16 protein-coding genes are annotated in these 18143 nt (G+C 71.0%); 15 read left to right on the forward strand and 1 reads right to left on the reverse strand.

The features are described 5' to 3' along the window. The first annotated feature begins 57 nt into the window (after positions 1 to 57). From QOZ86_RS05825 to QOZ86_RS05865, 9 genes are all read left to right on the forward strand, one after another. Positions 58 to 1287 carry a DUF4032 domain-containing protein gene (locus QOZ86_RS05825; RefSeq protein WP_284491023.1) on the forward strand — a complete coding sequence of 410 codons (1230 nt, stop codon included), beginning with the start codon at positions 58 to 60 and terminating at the stop codon, positions 1285 to 1287. Positions 1288 to 1540: 253 nt separating this feature from the next. Further along, positions 1541 to 2791: an extracellular solute-binding protein gene (locus QOZ86_RS05830; protein WP_284491024.1), complete on the forward strand. Its 1251-nt coding sequence runs from the start codon at positions 1541 to 1543 to the stop codon at positions 2789 to 2791. Beyond that, positions 2788 to 3750: a carbohydrate ABC transporter permease gene (locus QOZ86_RS05835; protein WP_284491025.1), complete on the forward strand. Its 963-nt coding sequence runs from the start codon at positions 2788 to 2790 to the stop codon at positions 3748 to 3750. The genes QOZ86_RS05830 and QOZ86_RS05835 overlap by 4 nt, the downstream gene beginning before the upstream one ends. Further along, a complete protein-coding gene (locus tag QOZ86_RS05840; protein ID WP_014376032.1) occupies positions 3750 to 4583 on the forward strand; it encodes a carbohydrate ABC transporter permease in 834 nt (277 codons plus the stop codon). Before QOZ86_RS05835 ends, QOZ86_RS05840 begins: the two co-directional genes overlap by 1 nt. A 35-nt stretch (positions 4584 to 4618) precedes the next feature. Next, positions 4619 to 5899 carry an ABC transporter ATP-binding protein gene (locus QOZ86_RS05845; protein ID WP_284491026.1) on the forward strand — a complete coding sequence of 427 codons (1281 nt, stop codon included), beginning with the start codon at positions 4619 to 4621 and terminating at the stop codon, positions 5897 to 5899. 73 nt (positions 5900 to 5972) lie between these two features. Next, positions 5973 to 7658, forward strand: a complete 1686-nt coding sequence (locus QOZ86_RS05850) for a glycoside hydrolase family 13 protein (protein ID WP_284491027.1) — start codon at positions 5973 to 5975, stop codon at positions 7656 to 7658. Beyond that, positions 7609 to 8334, forward strand: a complete 726-nt coding sequence (lspA, locus tag QOZ86_RS05855) for a signal peptidase II (protein ID WP_284491028.1) — start codon at positions 7609 to 7611, stop codon at positions 8332 to 8334. The genes QOZ86_RS05850 and lspA overlap by 50 nt, the downstream gene beginning before the upstream one ends. A 95-nt stretch (positions 8335 to 8429) precedes the next feature. Continuing rightward, positions 8430 to 9389 carry an RluA family pseudouridine synthase gene (locus QOZ86_RS05860; protein ID WP_284491029.1) on the forward strand — a complete coding sequence of 320 codons (960 nt, stop codon included), beginning with the start codon at positions 8430 to 8432 and terminating at the stop codon, positions 9387 to 9389. Positions 9390 to 9397: 8 nt separating this feature from the next. Further along, positions 9398 to 10216, forward strand: coding sequence for a CPBP family intramembrane glutamic endopeptidase (locus tag QOZ86_RS05865; RefSeq protein WP_284491030.1), 819 nt, complete (start codon positions 9398 to 9400; stop codon positions 10214 to 10216). 45 nt (positions 10217 to 10261) lie between these two features. Here QOZ86_RS05865 and QOZ86_RS05870 read toward each other — a convergent pair whose 3' ends face one another. After that, the gene (locus QOZ86_RS05870) at positions 10262 to 10837 is read right to left on the reverse strand and encodes a GrpB family protein (protein ID WP_284491031.1); all 576 of its coding nucleotides are present in this window, start codon (positions 10835 to 10837) and stop codon (positions 10262 to 10264) included. A 59-nt stretch (positions 10838 to 10896) separates the two neighbouring features. Here QOZ86_RS05870 and QOZ86_RS05875 point away from each other — a divergent pair, with 59 nt between their 5' ends. The 6 genes from QOZ86_RS05875 (at position 10897) to QOZ86_RS05900 (ending at position 18118) form a co-directional block, all read left to right on the forward strand. Then, positions 10897 to 11130 carry a hypothetical protein gene (locus tag QOZ86_RS05875; RefSeq protein WP_284491032.1) on the forward strand — a complete coding sequence of 78 codons (234 nt, stop codon included), beginning with the start codon at positions 10897 to 10899 and terminating at the stop codon, positions 11128 to 11130. Then, positions 11120 to 11431, forward strand: coding sequence for a type II toxin-antitoxin system PemK/MazF family toxin (locus QOZ86_RS05880; protein ID WP_284491033.1), 312 nt, complete (start codon positions 11120 to 11122; stop codon positions 11429 to 11431). The genes QOZ86_RS05875 and QOZ86_RS05880 overlap by 11 nt, the downstream gene beginning before the upstream one ends. 172 nt (positions 11432 to 11603) lie before the next feature. After that, positions 11604 to 12038, forward strand: coding sequence for a GNAT family N-acetyltransferase (locus QOZ86_RS05885; protein WP_284491034.1), 435 nt, complete (start codon positions 11604 to 11606; stop codon positions 12036 to 12038). Positions 12039 to 12248: 210 nt separating this feature from the next. After that, complete coding sequence (gene dnaE / locus QOZ86_RS05890) at positions 12249 to 15809, forward strand: DNA polymerase III subunit alpha (RefSeq protein WP_284491035.1); 3561 nt, start codon at positions 12249 to 12251, stop codon at positions 15807 to 15809. Between the two features lie 70 nt (positions 15810 to 15879). Then, positions 15880 to 16473: a hypothetical protein gene (locus QOZ86_RS05895; protein WP_284491036.1), complete on the forward strand. Its 594-nt coding sequence runs from the start codon at positions 15880 to 15882 to the stop codon at positions 16471 to 16473. A 178-nt stretch (positions 16474 to 16651) separates the two neighbouring features. Next, positions 16652 to 18118: a class I adenylate-forming enzyme family protein gene (locus QOZ86_RS05900; RefSeq protein ID WP_284491037.1), complete on the forward strand. Its 1467-nt coding sequence runs from the start codon at positions 16652 to 16654 to the stop codon at positions 18116 to 18118. Positions 18119 to 18143 lie beyond the last annotated feature (25 nt).

Consider the following 18143-nt stretch of genomic DNA (forward strand, 5'->3'; position numbering starts at 1 on the left):
GGCGCGGTGCCGCCATGGCATCGTGATCGCCGAGGAACCACCCCCGGAGCGCCCACCATGCGGTACCTCTTCCGACCCCCGGCCACCGACGCGACCGGTCTCCTCGCTCTGCCCTGGCACCAGCCGCTGGAGGAGTGGGACGACGAGCACCTGCTCGACGTCCCGCAGCGGGGCATCTCCCGGCACGTCGTCCGGTTCGTCGCCGTCGAGGGCCGGGTCTACGCGCTGAAGGAGATCGCCGAGCCCCTGGCCCGGCACGAGTACGCGCTGCTGGCTCAGTTCGAGGCGGAGGGCCTGCCGGCGGTCTCCGTGCTCGGCATCTGCGTCGACCGCCCGGGTGACCAGCAGGCCATCCTGGTGACCCGCTACCTCGAGTACTCGATGTCCTACCGCTGGCTGTTCTCGGGGCCGCAGGGTGAGCGCTCGGCCGAGCAGCTGCTCGACACGATGGTCGTCCTCCTGGTGCGGCTGCACCTGGCCGGCATCTTCTGGGGCGACTGCTCGCTGTCCAACACCCTGTTCCGGCTGGACGCGGGCACCTTCGCCGCCTACCTGGTCGACGCCGAGACCGTCGAGCGCTACCCGAGCCTGACCCGGGGCCAGCGGGCGTACGACGTCGACCTCGCCCGCGAACGGGTCGGCGCCGAGCTGCTGGACCTGCAGTACGGCGGTCTGCTCCCGCCCGGGATCGACCCCCTCGAGGTGGCGGAGGGCCTCCCGCGGCGCTATGAGTCGCTGTGGGAGGAGGTGATCCGTGAGGAGGTCTTCCGCACCGACGAGCAGCGCTACCGGGTCGCCGAGCGCCTGCAGCGGCTCAACGAGCTGGGCTTCGACGTCGGCGAGGTCGAGCTGATCACCGCCGAGGACGGCACCCGGCTGCGCGTCGACACCCGGGTCGCCGAGCCCGGGCACAACCGTCGGGAGCTGTTCCGCCTCACCGGTCTGGAGGTGCAGGAGCGCCAGGCGCAGCGGCTGCTCAACGACGTCCGCGCGTTCCGCGCCTATCTGGAGCAGAAGACCGGCCGGCCGGTGCCCGAGAGCACCGCCGGCCACCAGTGGCTGGCCGAGGTCTACCAGCCGGTCGTCGACGCGATACCGCCGGAGCTCGCCGGGCGCCTCGCGCCCGCGGAGGTCTTCCACGAGGTGCTCGAGCACCGCTGGTTCCTCTCCGAACGGGCCGGCCGGGACGTCGGGACGACGAAGGCGGCACGGTCCTACTTCGTCACGGAGCTCCCCAAGACACCGCAGGAGCTCACGACCCCGTCGGTCATCGCCGGGCGGAAGTAGCGGCCGACCGTGCGGGGCATCGGCGTGTCGGTCTCGGTGCGGTCGCGTTTCCGTACCGGGCACCGCTTTGAATTGACACCCTCTGTGTGCTGGATCACGCTCCTAGTACTGCGTTGATCACCAACGGGACGCGCCAACGGAGGCGATGACTGTGCCGAGCGAGGCCGACGGACGATCCCGAGCGACGACAAGAGCCGGCCGAACACCGGCACGGTCCTCGCGCCGCCACCTCGCCGGTGGCGCCGCCGCGCTGTTGCTGGCATCCGGCCTCGCGGCCTGCGGCGGCGGCGGGAGCGACGTCCCGGTGCTCAACTGGTACACCAACCCGGACTCCGGCGGGCAGGCGGAGATCGCTGCCCGGTGCACCGATGCGGCTGACGGCCAGTACCGGATCGCGACGTCGGTACTGCCGCGGGAATCCTCCGCGCAGCGCGAGCAGCTGATCCGCCGCCTGGCTGCGAACGACTCCTCGATCGACATCATGAGCCTGGATCCGCCGTACATCCCCGAGTTCGCCGAGGCCGGCTTCCTCGCCCCGGTGCCTGAGGACGTGGCCGAGCGGGTCACCGAGGACACCGTCGAGAGCGCGATCGAGGGTTCCACCTGGGACGGTGAGCTGGTCGCCGTCCCGTTCTGGGCCAACACCCAGCTGCTCTGGTACCGCGAATCCGTGGTCGAGGCCGCGGGACTGGACATGAGCGAGCCGGTGACCTGGGAACAGCTGGTCGAGGTCTCCCAGGAGCAGGACGTGCGGATGGGCGCTCAGGGCATCCGGGCCGAGGCGCTCACCGTGTGGCTGAACGCGCTCATCGAGTCGGCCGGCGGCTCGATCATCCAGGAGAACGCCGAGGACCCGGCCGACATCGAGCTCGGTCTGGCCACCGACGCGGCCGTGCGGGCTGCCGAGATCATGCACACCGTCGCCGAGAGCGGGCAGGTCTCGCCCGCCTTCTCGACCACCGGCGAGGGCGAGAACGCCGTCGCCTTCGAGAGCGAGGACGCCGGCTTCATGGTCAACTGGCCCTTCGTGTGGCCGCAGGCCCTGGCCGGGGTCGAGGCCGGCACGCTCGACCCATCGGTCCCCGAGGACTACGGGTGGACCATCTACCCGCGGGTGGACGAGAACGAGCCGGCGGCGCCCCCCTACGGCGGGATCAACCTCGGCATCGGGGCCTTCAGCGAGTACCCCGAGTTCGCCTACGAGGCGGCCGAGTGCATCGTCAGCGACGAGAACCAGGCCTACTACTTCATCACCAACGGCAACCCGGCGTCGTCGACCACGGTCTACGACGACCCCGAGGTGCTGGAGCTGTTCCCGATGGCCCCGGCAATCCGGGAGTCGTTGGAGATGGCCGCTCCGCGCCCGCAGACGCCGTACTACAACGAGGTGTCGGTGGGGATCCAGCGCACCTACCACCCGGTGACCTCGGTGGAGCCCGGAGCCACCGGTGAGGTGGCTGCGGCACTGATCAATGCCGTCCTGCGAGGGGAGCAACTGCTGTGAGCACCACGACGCTGCCCCCCGGGCAGAAACAGCGACCCGTCTCGGCCCCCCCGAGGCAGGTCAGCGACCGCTCCCGCAGTGAACGGCGGCTGGCCTGGATGCTCGCGGGACCCGCCTTCGTGGTGATGCTCGCCGTCACCGCCTACCCGATCCTGCAAGCCGTCTACGAGTCGCTGTTCTCCTACCGGCTCACCGATCCGACCAACCGGGAATTCATCGGGCTGGACAACTACTGGGTCGTCCTCACCGATCCGCTGTGGTGGCAGGCGATCGGCGTCACCGTCTTCATCACCGTCGTCACGGTCGCCGTCGAGCTGGTCCTCGGCTTCGCCCTGGCCCTGGTCATGGCCAAGGCCCTACGAGGGCTGCGCCCGATCCTCCGCGCGGCCATCCTCATCCCCTACGCGGTCATCACCGTCGTCTCGGCCTTCGCCTGGGCCTTCGCCTTCGACCTCACCACTGGGTTCGTCAACAACTGGTTCGCCTGGCTCCCCGGGATCTCGGCGGACACGGACTGGTTCGGCGGCACGTGGTCGTCGCTGCTGGTGATCTGCCTGGCAGAGATCTGGAAGACGACGCCCTTCATCTCGTTGCTCCTGCTCGCCGGGCTGGCGCAGGTGCCCGAGGTGCTGCAGGAGGCCGCCAAGGTCGACGGCGCGACGTGGTGGCAGCGGATGACACGGGTCACCATCCCCAACATGAAGGCGGCCATCATGGTCGCCCTGCTGTTCCGCACGCTCGACGCCTTCCGGGTCTTCGACAGCATCTTCGTCATGACGGGCGGGGCCAACGGCACCGAGTCGGTGTCGTTCCTGGCCTACCGGCAGACCATCGCCCGGCTCGAGATCGGACTCGGGTCTGCCGTGTCGGTGCTGCTGTTCCTCGCCGTGGTGCTCATCGCCTTCGGCTTCATCAAGGGGTTCAAAGTCGACCTGTCGCAGGCGAGAGGGGACAAGTGATGTCGCGCAGGGAGAAGACCTGGTGGATCGTCGGGGGCATCGCGATCATCATCTACGCGCTGTTCCCGATCGCGTGGATCGTCTCGCTGTCGTTCAAGGGCCCGTCGGACATCGCCAACGGTCAGTTCCTGCCCACCCAGTTGACCTGGGAGAACTACAGCCTGATCCTCACCGGTGCCGCCAGCGACCTGTTCCTGCCGGCGCTGCGCAACTCGTTCGGCATCGTCCTCATCGCCACGGCGATCGCGTCGGTGCTGTCGATGTTCGCGGCCTACGCGATCGCGCGGCTGGACTTCCGCGGCAAGAAGCTGATCCTCGGCACCGCGCTGGCCGTCGCGATCTTCCCGGTCATCTCCATCGTCACGCCGCTGTTCAACGTGTGGCGCAACATCGGCCTGTACGACACCTGGCCAGGCCTGATCATCCCGTACCTGTCGCTGACGCTGCCGATCTCGATCTGGACCATGTCGGCGTTCTTCCGCGAGATCCCCTGGGAGATGGAGCAGGCGGCCCAGGTCGACGGGGCGACCACCTGGCAGGCGTTCCGCCGGGTGATCGTGCCACTGGCCGCGCCGGGTGTGTTCACCACGGCGATCATCGCCTTCTTCATCGCGTGGAACGACTTCGTCTACGGGATCTCACTGACCTCGACGAGCGCGGCCCGGCCGGTACCTGCCGCGCTGGGGCTGTTCTCCGGAGCATCGCAGTTCGTGGACCCGACCGGCAGCATCGCTGCGGCTGCAGTGATCGTGACCATCCCCGTCATCGTGCTGGTACTGATCTTCCAACGCCGCATCGTCGCCGGTCTGACCAACGGCGCCGTCAAGGGCTGACCTCTGCTCCACCGACCCATCGAGGGGACGAACCAATGGCTTCCATCGAGATGCGCAACATCGTCAAGCAGTACGGCGACGGGTTCCCGGCGGTGAACGACGTCAGCCTCGACATCGCCGACGGGGAGTTCATGATCCTCGTCGGCCCGTCCGGGTGCGGGAAGTCGACGCTGCTGCGGATGGTCGTCGGGCTGGAGGACATCACCAGCGGAGACATGGTCATCGGTGACAAGAGGGTCAACGACCTCGCGCCACGCGACCGCAACCTGTCGATGGTCTTCCAGAACTACGCGCTCTATCCGCACATGACCGTCTTCGAGAACATCGCCTTCCCCCTGCGCCTGTCCAAGACGCCGGACGACCAGGTGCGCCGCCGGGTCACGGAGGCCGCCGACGTGCTGGAGCTCCAGGAGCACCTCGACCGCAAGCCGGCCAATCTCTCCGGAGGTCAGCGGCAACGGGTGGCGATGGGGCGGGCGATCGTCCGCCAGGCCGAGGCCTTCCTCTTCGACGAACCGCTGTCGAACCTCGACGCCAAGCTGCGCGGCCAGATGCGCACCGAGATCTCTCGCCTGCAGCGCCGGCTGGGCATCACCACCGTCTACGTCACCCACGACCAGACCGAAGCGATGACCCTCGGCGACCGGGTGTGCGTCCTGCGCAAGGGGAAGATCCAGCAGGTGGCCTCGCCCCGGGAGCTGTACGAGCAGCCGGTCAATCTCTTCGTCGCCGGCTTCATCGGCTCGCCACCGATGAACTTCCTGCCCGCCACGGTCGAGGGCCGACGGCTCGAGACGCCTTTCGGCGCCATGGAGCTGGACGACAGGCGGGCCGCCGCCGTATCCGGACGTGACCTTCTGCTGGTCGGCATCCGACCCGAGTACTTCGAGGACGCGTCCATCGTCGACGAAGCCAAGCGGCCGCACGGCACGACCTTCCGCGCCCGGGTCGACGTCACCGAGTGGCTCGGTGACCAGCAGTACGCCTACATCCCGTACGACGCGCCGGAGGAGGTGCAGAACCAGCTGCGCGAACTCTCCCGCGAGCTGGACTCCGAGGCGCTGCGCACCCAGGCGATCGTCTCCATCGACTCGACCAGCCGGATCCGTGAAGGCCGGGAGGCCGAGTTCTGGATGGACAGCCGGAAGGCGCACGTGTTCGACCCGAGCACCGGCGAGAACCTCACCCGGGACGCCGAGGCCGGCGCCGAGCTCACCCGGCTGGCCGAGGAGGACCGGCAGGAGCAGGTCGAAGAGGCGCGGTCCCGCGGCGAGAGCATCAGCGGCGGCGACCGGCGGGGCGCCGAAGTCGCGTAGCAGCCGACGTGCCGGCGCTGCCCGGACGGACTCCCCACCGCTTGCGGGGGACCGTCCGGGCACACTCGTGCCCGTGACTTCCAGCGAGCCGGCATCGACGGGCGCGGTCGACGGTGCGCGAGCCCCGTGGTGGCGCTCGGCCGTGATCTACGAGGTGTACCTGCGCAGCTTCGCCGACAAGGACGGCGACGGCACCGGTGACCTCCGCGGCCTGCGCTCCCGATTGCCCTACCTCGCCGAGCTCGGCGTCGACGCGGTCTGGATCACCCCTTGGTACCCCTCGCCGCTGGCCGACGGCGGCTACGACGTCAGCGACTACCGCGACATCGATCCCCGCTACGGCACCCTGGCCGACGCCGACGCACTCATCACCGACGCGCACGCGCTGGGCCTGCGCATCGTGATCGACCTGGTTGCCAACCACACCTCGGCGGAGCACCCGTGGTTCACGGCGGCGCTGGCCGCGCGCCCTGGTTCGCCCGAGCGGGAGCGGTACTTCTTCCGCGACGGCCGGGGCGGTGGCGAGTCGCCGCCCAACGACTGGATCAGCGCCTTCGGTGGACGGGCCTGGACCCGGGTGACCGAATCCGACGGCGGTCCCGGGCAGTGGTACCTGCACACGTTCGCGCCGGAGCAGCCCGACCTGGACTGGGAGAACCCGGAGGTCCAGGACGACTTCGACGAGGTCCTGCGGTTCTGGTTCGACCGCGGCGTGGACGGCGTCCGGATCGACGCGGCACCGGCGATGGCGAAGAAGGCCGGCCTGCCCGACGCCGGCCACGCACCGGACGCGCTCTTCGAGTCGGCCCGGTGGGTCGACAGCCCGCACTGGGACGTCGAGGGCGTGCACGAGATCCTCCGCCGCTGGCGTCGGCTCGCCGACGGCTACGACGGTCACCGGCTGATCGTCACCGAGTCGGTCGTCAACGGTCCCGAGCGGTTGGCCCGCTACGTGCGCCCGGACGAGGCGCACACCACGTTCAACTTCGACTACCTGCACGCCCCGTGGCACGGTCCGACCCTGCGGTCGGTGATCGACGCCACGCTGACCTCGCTGGCGCCGCACGGCGCGCCGGCGACCTGGGTGTTGTCCAGCCACGACGAGACCAGGCCGGTGACCCGCTTCGGTCGGGCCGAGACGGGGACCGCGTTGATGGGCACCGGCTCGACCGGCGAACGCTCCGACCTCGCGCTGGGGCTGCGTCGGGCGCGAGCCGCCCTGCTGCTCACCCTCGCACTACCTGGTGGCGCCTATCTCTACCAGGGGGAGGAGCTGGGACTGCCCGAGGTGGAGGACCTGCCCGAGGACGTCCTCCAGGACCCCAGCTGGGAGCGGTCCGGGCGCACGGTCCGGGGCCGGGACGGCTGCCGCGTACCCCTGCCGTGGTCCGGCGCCCACCCGCCGTTCGGGTTCACCGCCGACGGCGTTGCGCCGTGGCTGCCGCAACCAGCCGGATGGGCCGCGCTCACCGTCGAGACGCAGCGGGCGGACGAGGGTTCGATGCTGTCGCTGTGCCGCGCTGCGCTGCGCCTCCGGCGGCTTCGGTCTGATCTGCACGATGCACCGCTCACCTGGGTGGAGGATCTCCGCGGCCGGCCGGAGGTGCTGGCGTTCGACCGTGGCACGGCGTTCCGGTGCCTGGTCAACCTGTCGCCCGAGCCGGTCGCCCTCGAGGACCACGGCCGCGTCCTGCTGGCCAGCGGGCCGGATGACGGTTCGTTGGCAGCCGACAGCGCCGTCTGGTTCGACCGTACGTGACACGGGATCGGTCGACGACGCGGGCGCGGCGACTATCGTCATCGGCGCCGCCGGGTCGTCCGGCCGGTGCCGACCGACCCTGGAGCCCGACCTGACCGAGCACGTCGATCCGGCCGACGGCGCACCCGGCGGGTCCTCCGCCGTCGCGCCCCCAGGCCGCCCGCGCACCCGGCTGCTGCTGACGCTGGCCGCCGTCGTCCTGCTCGCCGATCTGGTGACCAAGCTCGTCGCCGTCGCGACGATCGAGCCCGGCGAGGACATCCGGGTGCTCGGCGGCGCGCTGTACCTGACCAACCTGCGCAACACCGGCGCGGCGTTCTCCTTCGCCGAGGGCTTCACCGTGGTCTTCACGCTGATCGCGGTGGCGGTCGCCGTCGTCATCCTGCGCACCGCCCGGCGGCTGCGGTCGACGGGCTGGGCGGTGGCCCTCGGGCTGGTGCTCGGGGGAGCACTGGGCAACCTGATCGACCGGATCTTCCGCGACCCGGGCTTCCTGCGCGGCGGCGTCGTCGACTTCCTGTCGGTCTTCGGCCCCGACGGGGAGGTGTGGCCGGTGTTCAACGTCGCCGACTCCGCGATCGTCTGCGGCGGCATCCTGGGCGCGGTGCTGGCCCTGCGGGGCATCGAGTTCGACGGCACCCGGGCCGACGCGGAGGGCCGGCCCGACACCGCCTGAGTAGAAGGACCCGCCTGCCCCCCCGCCGCTCGCAGGCTCGCGCCGGGACCCTGCAGGCGGGCCGTTCCATCACGTTGTCCCGGCCGACCCGCACAATGGACGCCGTGACCAGCGCTCCCGGCCTGCACCGGGCCCTTCCGGTGCCCGACGGCCTGGAGGGGCAGCGGGTGGACCAGGCCCTCTCCCGGCTGTTCGGACTGAGCCGCACCGCCGCGGCCGAGCTGGCCGACGCCGGCTCCGTCGTCGTCGACGGCCGGGTCCGCGGCAAGGGCGACCGGCTGACCGGTGGCAGCTGGCTGGAGGTCGAGCTGCCGCCGCTATCGCATGCCCACCCGAACCCGCCCGCGCCACCCAGGCCGGTGGAGGGCATGGCGATCCTCCACGACGACGACGACCTGGTCGTGGTCGACAAGCCGGTCGGCGTCGCTGCACATCCGAGCCCCGGCTGGGACGGGCCCACGGTCATCGGTGGCCTGGCCGCGGCGGGCTACCGGATCTCGACCTCGGGTGCGGCCGAGCGGCAGGGCGTCGTGCACCGGCTGGACGCCGCCACCACCGGCGTCATGGTGGTGGCCAAGAGCGAGCGCGCGTACACGGCGCTCAAGGCCGCGTTCAAGGAGCGCACCGTCGCGAAGGGGTACCACGCGCTGGTGCAGGGCCACCCCGACCCGTCACGCGGCACCATCGACGCGCCGATCGACCGGCACCCCCGGCACGACTGGAAGTTCGCCGTGGTCAGCGGCGGGCGCCCCTCGGTCACCCACTACGAGGTGACCGAGGCCTTCGCCGCCGCCAGTCTGGTCGACATCCGGCTGGAGACCGGCCGCACGCACCAGATCCGGGTGCACTTCTCGGCCCTGCGGCACCCGTGCGTGGGTGACCCCACCTACGGCGCCGATCCCACGCTCGCCGCCCGGCTGGGCGTGTCCCGCCAGTGGCTGCACGCGGTCCGGCTGGGCTTCCCGCACCCGGCCCACGGCAGCTGGGTCGAGTTCACCAGCGAGTACCCGCCCGACCTCGCCGGCGCGCTGGCCGTGCTGCGCGCCGAGGCCTGACCCCTCCGGTGTCGGATCTGCCGGCCTCCCTCGCCGACTTCGGGCCGGCGGCGCTGGCCGCGGTCGTGGTGGCCGGCTACCTCGTCGTCGGGGAGCCGGTGGTGGGGCACGTCCTCCACCGTCGGTTCGAGGGGCGACTGCGATCCGACCCGGGGGCGCGGCGGTCGTTCTACCGGCGGCTGCTGGTCCTCGAATGGGGGCTGGCGGTGCTCACGTTCGTCGTCTGGCTGTTCGCGCCCGGTGTCGACGGCGGCGCGGTGGGGCTGCGGTGGCCGCAGGAGTGGCCGGGGCCGGTCACGGCGTTCGTCGTCGTGGTCGTGCTGCTGTTCGTGGTCGCCTCGACCCGCCAGCTGCGTGCGGGTGCCCTGCTGGAGATGGCCCGCCCCGCGCGCCGCCCGGGTCATTCCCCGCCCGCCCATGGCCGGCACGCCGAGCCGCCCGGGCAGTCGACCCTCGCCCTGCTGCCCCGCACCGACGAGGAGCGGCGGCTGTTCACCGTGGTCGGCATCACCGCCGGGGTGTGCGAGGAGTGGCTGTACCGCGGCTTCTTCCTGGCCGTGGTGTTGGCCGTGGTGGGCGGTGCCCCGTCGTTCGTGCTGGTGACCGTCGCCGCCGTCGCGTTCGGGCTGGCGCACGCCTACCAGGGCCGCGCGGGAATCGTCCTCACCGGCGTGCTGGGCGGCGTGATGGCGCTGCTCTACGTGGACACCGGGTCGCTGTTGCTGCCGGTGCTGCTGCACGCGCTGATCGACCTGCGGTTCCTGCTGGTGCCCGCCAGCGCGCTGCCGGTGTCGGTGCACGAACGGGGCGAGGCCCCCGGCGGCTGAGCCACCACGGGAGGTGGCGAAGGGGGAGAGTAGGGGTGCTCGCCGTCAGTCGCTGCCCGGATGACGAGCGCCGGCTCGCCAGGCACGGGCTCGGGTCAGAACCTCCCCGATGGCGTCACTCTTGGCATCGGCGTAGGCGTTCATGTCGCGCCACTGCTGGCGGGCGAGTCGCCGCTTCTCCACGGCGTAGTACTCGCGGTCGGCGGCGTCGACGCGTAGCCAGTCCCGCAGGTCGAGGTAGTCGCGAATCGCAGGAGCCCCGGGTTCGTACACGTGCAGGTGCACGTCCCGGTCCGGCGTCCGGAGCATCCGGTGCTCCGGTTCACGGACCCGGAGCGCGAAGCCGACCGACTTCAGCGCGGGCACGTACGCCGCCTCGTCGTCGACCCGGGCCACCGTGAGCAGCACGTCGACGATCGGCTTGGCCGCCAGCCCCGGTACAGCGGTGGACCCGATGTGCTCCACGGCGATAGCGTGCTCTCCGAGGGCCTGACGGACACGCCCGGCGACGTGGTGCATGCGCGTCGGCCACCGCTCGTCGTAGTCCACCACCGTGATGGCGACCGGCTCACGCCCACCGATGAGGACGCGGTCCAGATGCGCGTCGCGGTCCTCGTCCACTTCCGCAGCCTCCCAGATCGTCTCTGGCGGTGTCTTACACCAGGTGAGACGATGTCGGAATGGCTGCAACGATCACCTTCCGCCCGGACGAGGACACCGCACGGGCGCTCGAGATCCTGACCGGGGACGGGACCTCGGTCTCCACGGCCGTCCGTTCTGCGCTGCTGGCAGCAGCCCGGCAGCGAGCCCGAGCCGACCTGCGGCAGGAGGCCGAGCAGTTGGCCGCTGATGAGCAGGACCTGGCCGAGGCGGCGCAGGTGCTCCGGGACATGGAGACCTTGCGTGCGTGGTGAGGTCTTCCGGCTACGCGCTCCACGCAAGGCCCGCGGCCACGAGCAGGCCGGCTCCCGATACGCGGTCGTGGTGCAGTCCGACCAGCTACCGCTGTCCACCTGGATGGTGGCGCCCACCTCGACCTCCGCTCGCCCAGCGACCTTCCGGCCCGAGGTCGAGATCGCCGGCCGGCCGACCCGTGTGCTCGCCGAACAGACCGCGGCCACCGATCCCACCCGGCTCGGCGACAGCGCCGGACACCTGACGTTCGACGAGCTCCGCCGCGTCGATGCAGCCCTGCGCCTCGTGCTCGACCTCTGAGTTCTCTCGGGCTCGACGCACCACCACCAGGCCCGACGGGCGATGATCTCCCCGGCCGAGGGGCGGCACGGTGCGCGGTCCCGACCGTGCGCGGAGAAACGCGCGCCTCCGCAGGAGCCGTGCCACACCTCCAGCAGCTGACCGGCTGTTCGGGTCGCGCAGAATGTGCGACGTGCCCAACCCTTCCGCGCAGGTCGCCACCGCCGACGACTGGCCGGAGGCCGCGGCCCTGCGCACCCGGGTGTTCGTCGAGGAGCAGGGCGTCCCGCCCGAGATCGAGCAGGACGACGCCGACGCGACCGCCGTCCACGTGCTCAGCCGGGACGACGCGGGCTGCGTGGTCGCGACCGGGCGGCTGCTGCTCGACGGGACCACGGCGCGAATCGGCCGGATGGCCGCCGACGCCGGCGTCCGCGGCCGAGGACACGGCGCCGCGGTGCTCGCGGAACTGCACCGGCAGGCCATCGCCCGGGGCGCCACCGAGGTGGAGCTGCACGCCCAGCTGCCGGCCCGCCGCTTCTACGAGCGGGAGGGCTACACGGCCGTCGGCGAGGTGTACGAGGAGGCCGGTATCGCCCACATCACGATGCGGCGCGCGCTGCCCTGAGGCGCTCCCGGGGCCGGTGTGACCGATCGGTCCGGATGTGAGCAGACACGTCGTGTCAGACCCTCGGCGTAGAACCGAACCAGTGCGAGGATCGTCCCACCGGCCCGCCGGTGCCTGCCGCCCCTCGCACGCACCGCCGGTCTTCCCCGCCGGTCGCCCGCCGCGTGACGCCGGCCGGGCACGCACGACCCGTGAGGAGCCAGACCCGCTGTGAGCAGCCCGTCCGATTCGTTCGTGCACCTGCACGTGCACACCGAGTACTCGATGCTCGACGGCGCGGCGAAGCTGCCGGAGGTCACCAAGGCCGCGGCCGAGCAGGGCATGCCGGCGCTGGCCATGACCGACCACGGCAACGTCTTCGGCGCCTACGACTTCTACAAGCAGGCGGGCGCCGCCGGTGTGAAGCCGATCATCGGCATGGAGGGCTACTACACCCCCGGATCGCGCTTCGACCGCGCGCCGTTCGATTTCGGCGACAACCTCATCGACGAGGAGGGTGACGGCGGCTCCAACCGGGGCAAGGCCGCCTACACCCACATGACCCTGCTGGCCCGCACCACCGAGGGGATGCACAACCTCTTCCGCATCTCCTCGCTCGCCAGCCTCGAGGGGCAGTACCGCAAGCCGCGGTTCGACCGCGACCTGCTGGAGCGCTACGGCAAGGGCCTGATCGCCACCACCGGCTGCCCGTCGGGCGAGGTGAACATGTGGCTGCGCGCCGGCAAGGAGGACAAGGCGCGCCAGGCGGCCGCCGACTTCCAGGACATCTTCGGGCGCGAGAATTTCTACGCCGAGCTGATGGACCACGGGCTGTCCATCGAGAAGAAGACCCGCCCGGCCCTGCTGGCGATCGCCAAGGACCTCGGCATCCCGCTGCTGGCCACCAACGACCTGCACTACACGCACAAGGAGGACGCCGAGGCCCACGACGCCCTGCTGTGCATCCAGACGGGGTCGCGGCTCAACGAGCCCAACCGCTTCAAGTTCAACGGTGACGGCTACTACCTGAAGTCCGCCGCGGAGATGCGCGCGTTGTTCACCGGCGACCTCCGCGAGGCCTGCGACAACACCCTGCTGGTCGCCGAGCAGTGCGAGGTGAGCTTCACCGAGGGCGCCGACCTGATGCCCCGCTTCCCCCTGCCGCCGGGGGAGGACGAGACCTCCTGGTTCGTCAAGGAGGTCGAGCGCGGCCTGCACAAGCGCTACCCGGGTGGCATCCCCGACCACGTGCGCAAGCAGGCCGACTACGAGGTCGGGATCATCACCCAGATGGGCTTCCCGGGGTACTTCCTCGTGGTCGCCGACTTCATCAACTGGGCCAAGGACAACGGCATCCGCGTCGGTCCCGGCCGTGGCTCGGCGGCTGGCTCGCTGGCCGCCTACGCCATGGGCATCACCGACCTCGACCCGCTGCAGCACGGGCTGATCTTCGAGCGGTTCCTCAACCCCGAGCGCGTCTCCATGCCCGACGTCGACATCGACTTCGACGACCGCCGGCGCGGGGAGGTCATCCAGTACGTCTCGAAGAAGTACGGCGAGGAGCGGGTCAGCCAGATCGTCACCTACGGGACGATCAAGGCCAAGGCCGCGATCAAGGACGCCGCTCGCGTGCTGGACCGGCCGTACTCGGTGGGCGACGAGCTGACCAAGCTCATGCCGCCGGACGTGATGGGCAAGGGCATCCCGCTCTCGGGTGTCTTCGACCCGGCCCACCCGCGCTACAAGGAGGCCACGGAGTTCCGCGCTCGCTACGAGTCCGACCCCGGCGCGGCCGAAGTCGTCGACCAGGCCCGCAAGCTCGAGGGGCTGAAGCGCCAGTGGGGCGTGCACGCCGCCGGCGTCATCATCGGCCGGTACCCGCTGATCGACTCGATCCCGATCATGCGGCGCGAGGCCGACGGGGCGGTCATCACGCAGTTCGACTACCCGACCTGCGAGACGCTCGGCCTGCTGAAGATGGACTTCCTGGGGCTGCGCAACCTCACGGTCATCGACGACGCGCTGCGCAACATCGTGATCAACGGCAAGGAGCCGGTCGACCTCGACGAGATCAGCAAGAACCTCACCGACCCGAACACCTACGCGCTGCTCTCCCGCGGCGACACCCTCGGGGTCTTCCAGTTCGACGGCGGGCCGATGCGGTCGCTGCTGCGGCTCATGCGGCCGGACAACTTCGAGGACATCTCGGCCGTCGGCGCGCTCTACCGCCCCGGCCCGATGGGCGCGAACTCGCACACCAACTACGCGCTGCGCAAGAACGGCCAGCAGGAGATCACGCCGATCCACCCGGAGCTGGCCGAGCCGCTGGAGGAGATCCTCGGCCAGACCTACGGCCTGATCGTCTACCAGGAGCAGGTCATGGCGATCGCGCAGAAGGTCGCCGGGTACTCGCTCGGCAAGGCCGACCTGCTGCGCCGCGCGATGGGCAAGAAGAAGAAGTCCGTCCTGGACGCCGAGTTCGTCGGCTTCGAGGCGGGGATGAAGGCCAACGGCTTCTCCGGCGCCGCGATCAAGACGCTGTGGGACATCCTCGTCCCGTTCGCCGACTACGCGTTCAACAAGGCCCACTCGGCCGCCTACGGCCTCGTGTCGTACTGGACGGCCTACCTCAAGGCGAACTACCCGGCCGAGTACATGGCCGGGCTGCTCACCAGCGTCCAGGACGACAAGGACCGCCGGCCGGTCTACCTGGCCGAGTGCCGCCGGATGGGCATCAAGGTCCTCCCGCCGGACGTCAACGAGTCCTCCTGGGACTTCACCGCCGTCGGCACCGACATCCGCTTCGGCCTGGCCTCGGTGCGCAACGTCGGCACCAACGTCGTCGAGTCGATCGTCCGGGCCCGCGAGGAGAAGGGCGCGTTCAAGGACTTCGCCGACTTCATGCGCAAGATCGACACGGTGGCCTGCAACAAGAAGGTCATCGAGTCCCTGGCCAAGGCCGGCGCCTTCGACTCGCTCGGCCACTCGCGCCAGGGCGTCGTCGCGATCCACGCGCAGGCCGTCGACTCCGCCATGGGCCTCAAGCGCAAGGAGGCCGAGGGTCAGTTCGACCTCTTCGGCAGCTTCGGCGAGGGCGACGCGGCCGACGACCCCTTCGGCAGCGCGCTGGACATCACGATCCCCACCGCCGACTGGTCCAAGAGCGAGCGGCTGATGTTCGAGCGCGACATGCTCGGCCTCTACGTCTCCGACCACCCGCTGCACGGGGTGGAGCACGTGCTCGCGGCCAACGCCGACACCCCGATCGCCGAGATCAACGCCGGCGGCGTCGAGGACGGCGCCAACGTCACCATCGCCGGCATCCTCACCGCCGTCTCACCGCGCACGAACAAGCAGGGCGCGCCGTGGGCGATCGCCACGCTGGAGGACCTCGAGTCCGGCATCGAGGTGCTGTTCTTCCCCAAGACCTGGGCCGAGGTCTCGGAGAAGGTCGTCCGTGACCAGATCATCGTGGTGAAGGGCCGGATCAGCCGGCGGGACGACCAGCCCTCGCTGTTCGGCTCCGAGGTCACCATCCCGGAGTTGACCGACGGGCCGCGCGGCCCGGTGCTCGTCTCCATGGCGGCGGCGCGCTGCACCCCGCCGGTGGTCGAGCGGCTCCGAGAGGTGCTGGGCAGTCATCCGGGCACCACTGAGGTCCAGCTGAAGCTGGTCAACGGCAGCCGGGAGACCGTGCTCCGCCTCGACCAGGGGCTGCGAGTGCGCCCCAGCACGGCCCTGATGGGGGACATCAAGGCACTGCTCGGCCCGACCAGCGTGGCCCTGCTCTGACCTCGCGTCCCCTGGCGGTCGACGGGGGGCGAGGACCGCGGTACCCGTGCGTGCGTTGTTCACTGGACGCGTGAGCACTCCACCGCTGCCCGCCCACCTGCTCTCCGGGGTGCCCGCGCACGCCTACTGGCGGGGGTGGCCGGAGGTGCAGCAGGACCTCCGCGCCGGGCGCGGAGTGCTCCTCGGCACGGTGCTCGCCGGTCTCGCCGCCGGCGTCCTGTGGTGGCTGCTCGCCCCGCGCGCGGACTACCGGGTGACCGAGGCCGGCCCGGTGCCCATCGGCACGCCGACGGGGGAGCTGCAGGTCGGCGACGACGCGGTACTGCTCTTCGTGCTCCTCGGGTTCGGCCTCCTGGCCGGGGCGGCGGCCTGGCGGGTCCGCCGCGGTCGTGGCGTCGGCATGCTGCTCGTGCTGGCGGTCGGCACCTCGCTGGGCGCCGTGGTGGCGTGGCAGACCGGGGAGCTGCTGGGCGCGGCGCCCACCGAAGCGCAGTTGACCGAACTCGGCGCGCGGGTGACCACGGGGCTGGGCCTGGGCTCGCTGCCCGTGCTGGCGGCCGCGCCCTTCGCTGCGCTGCTGGCCTACCTGGCCGGCGCGCTGGTGTCGGCCGACGACGCCCTGGGCCGGCACGGCCGCGACGACAGCCGGTCTCCGGCCGGCTGAGGCCCGCGCCTGTCCACCACCCGTTCTCGCCGGGCGACCGGTGTGCGTGGTGCACAAAGCGCTCGGCGAAGTTGGTCCACCACGGACGTGGGCACGCCGCCCCGCCTGTTCCTAGTGTCGTGCCTCACAGGATCTGCATGGTGTGGATCACAGGGGCACGTTCGAGGAGTCGGCAGCCATGGCCTTCGGTTACCTGCCCTGGGAGCATCTCGGGAGGTCCGGCGCGGCGTCGTGCGTCCGCGACGAGCAGGCTGAGCTGACCTACGCGGAGTTCGATGCCCGAATCGCCGCTCTCGCGGCGCTGCTCACCGAACGCGGGTTCGGCCGGGGTGACGTGCTGGCCATCATGCTGCCCAATCGCGTCGAGCTGCTCGTGGCGCTCTTCGCCGCCTGGCGGCTGGGGGGCGCGGCCACGCCGGTGAACCCGGTGTTCACCGCCAGTGAGGCCGATCACCAGATCACCGACTCCGGCGCGACCCTGGTCGTCAACCTCGGCCCGGACGCCCCCTCCGGCGGGCAGCCCGCCATCCACGTGGAGGACATGCCCGTCGGCGGCGTCGGGACGCCGGTTCCGCCGGTCCTCCTGCAGCCCGACGACCTGGCGCTGCTGATCTACACCAGCGGGTCCACGGGGCGGCCCAAGGGCGTCATGCTCGACCACGCCAACGTGGAGGCGATGTCGGGCACCATGGCGGCGCATTTCTCGCTGACCGAGCGCGACCACTGCCTGCTCGTCCTGCCTCTGTTCCACGCCAACGCGCTCATGGTGAGCGCGCTGGCCACCATCCGGGTGGGTGGGCAGCTCAGCATCGTCGGCAGCTTCTCCGCCAGCCGGTTCTTCGACCACGTCGAGAGACTCCGCCCCACCTACTTCTCGGCCGTGCCGACGATCTACGCGTTGCTGGCGTCCCTTCCCGAGGACGTCCGGCCGGACACGTCCTCCCTCCGGTTCGTCGTCTGCGGTGCCGCCCCGGTCTCCGCGGAGCTCCTGGCCCGCAGCGAGGAGCGGTTCGGCTTCACCATGGTGGAGGGCTACGGGTTGACCGAGGGCACGTGTGCCTCGGCGTGCAACCCGGTCGACGGCGTCCGCAAGCTCGGCACCGTCGGGCCCGCGCTGCCGGGGCAGCGGATCGCGATCGTGCGGGAGGACGGATCCCTCGCCGGCACGGGGGAGATCGGGGAGGTCGTCATCTCCGGTCCGACCGTCATGCGGGGGTACTTCGGCAAGCCCGAGGCCACCGCCGAGACGCTGGTGGACGGCTGGCTGCGGACCGGCGACGTCGGCCGGCTCGACGAGGACGGCTACCTCACGATCGTCGACCGCGTGAAGGACATGATCATCCGCGGCGGGGAGAACATCTATCCCAAGGAGATCGAGGCCGTGCTCACGGCGGTGCCCGGCGTCCTCGAGGCCGCCGTCGTCGGACGTCCGGACGACGTCCTGGGGGAGTCGCCCGTGGCGTACGTGAGCCTCTACCCGGACGCCCGGATCGGGGAGGACGAACTGCTCGAGCACTGCCGGCGCCATCTCACCCGGGTGAAGGTGCCGGAGCGCATCGAGATCCTCGACGGCCTCCCCAAGAACCCGGTCGGCAAGACCGACAAACCGAGCCTCCGGCGAGCGCTGCAACCGCAACCCGTCTAGCCGGCACCGCAGTCCCGACCGCACC

Source organism: Blastococcus capsensis (genome assembly GCF_030165005.1).
GTDB classification, from domain to species: domain Bacteria; phylum Actinomycetota; class Actinomycetes; order Mycobacteriales; family Geodermatophilaceae; genus Blastococcus; species Blastococcus capsensis.

Excerpts from the sequence above, each read along its gene's own strand:
- QOZ86_RS05860 (WP_284491029.1), top strand. The coding sequence starts at position 8,430 with ATGGACGCCGTGACCAGCGCTCCCGGCCTGCACCGGGCCCTTCCGGTG.
- QOZ86_RS05825 (WP_284491023.1), top strand. The coding sequence starts at position 58 with ATGCGGTACCTCTTCCGACCCCCGGCCACCGACGCGACCGGTCTCCTC.
- QOZ86_RS05900 (WP_284491037.1), top strand. The coding sequence starts at position 16,652 with ATGGCCTTCGGTTACCTGCCCTGGGAGCATCTCGGGAGGTCCGGCGCG.
- QOZ86_RS05875 (WP_284491032.1), top strand. The coding sequence starts at position 10,897 with ATGGCTGCAACGATCACCTTCCGCCCGGACGAGGACACCGCACGGGCG.
- lspA (WP_284491028.1), top strand. The coding sequence starts at position 7,609 with ATGACGGTTCGTTGGCAGCCGACAGCGCCGTCTGGTTCGACCGTACGT.
- QOZ86_RS05845 (WP_284491026.1), top strand. The coding sequence starts at position 4,619 with ATGGCTTCCATCGAGATGCGCAACATCGTCAAGCAGTACGGCGACGGG.
- QOZ86_RS05840 (WP_014376032.1), top strand. The coding sequence starts at position 3,750 with ATGTCGCGCAGGGAGAAGACCTGGTGGATCGTCGGGGGCATCGCGATC.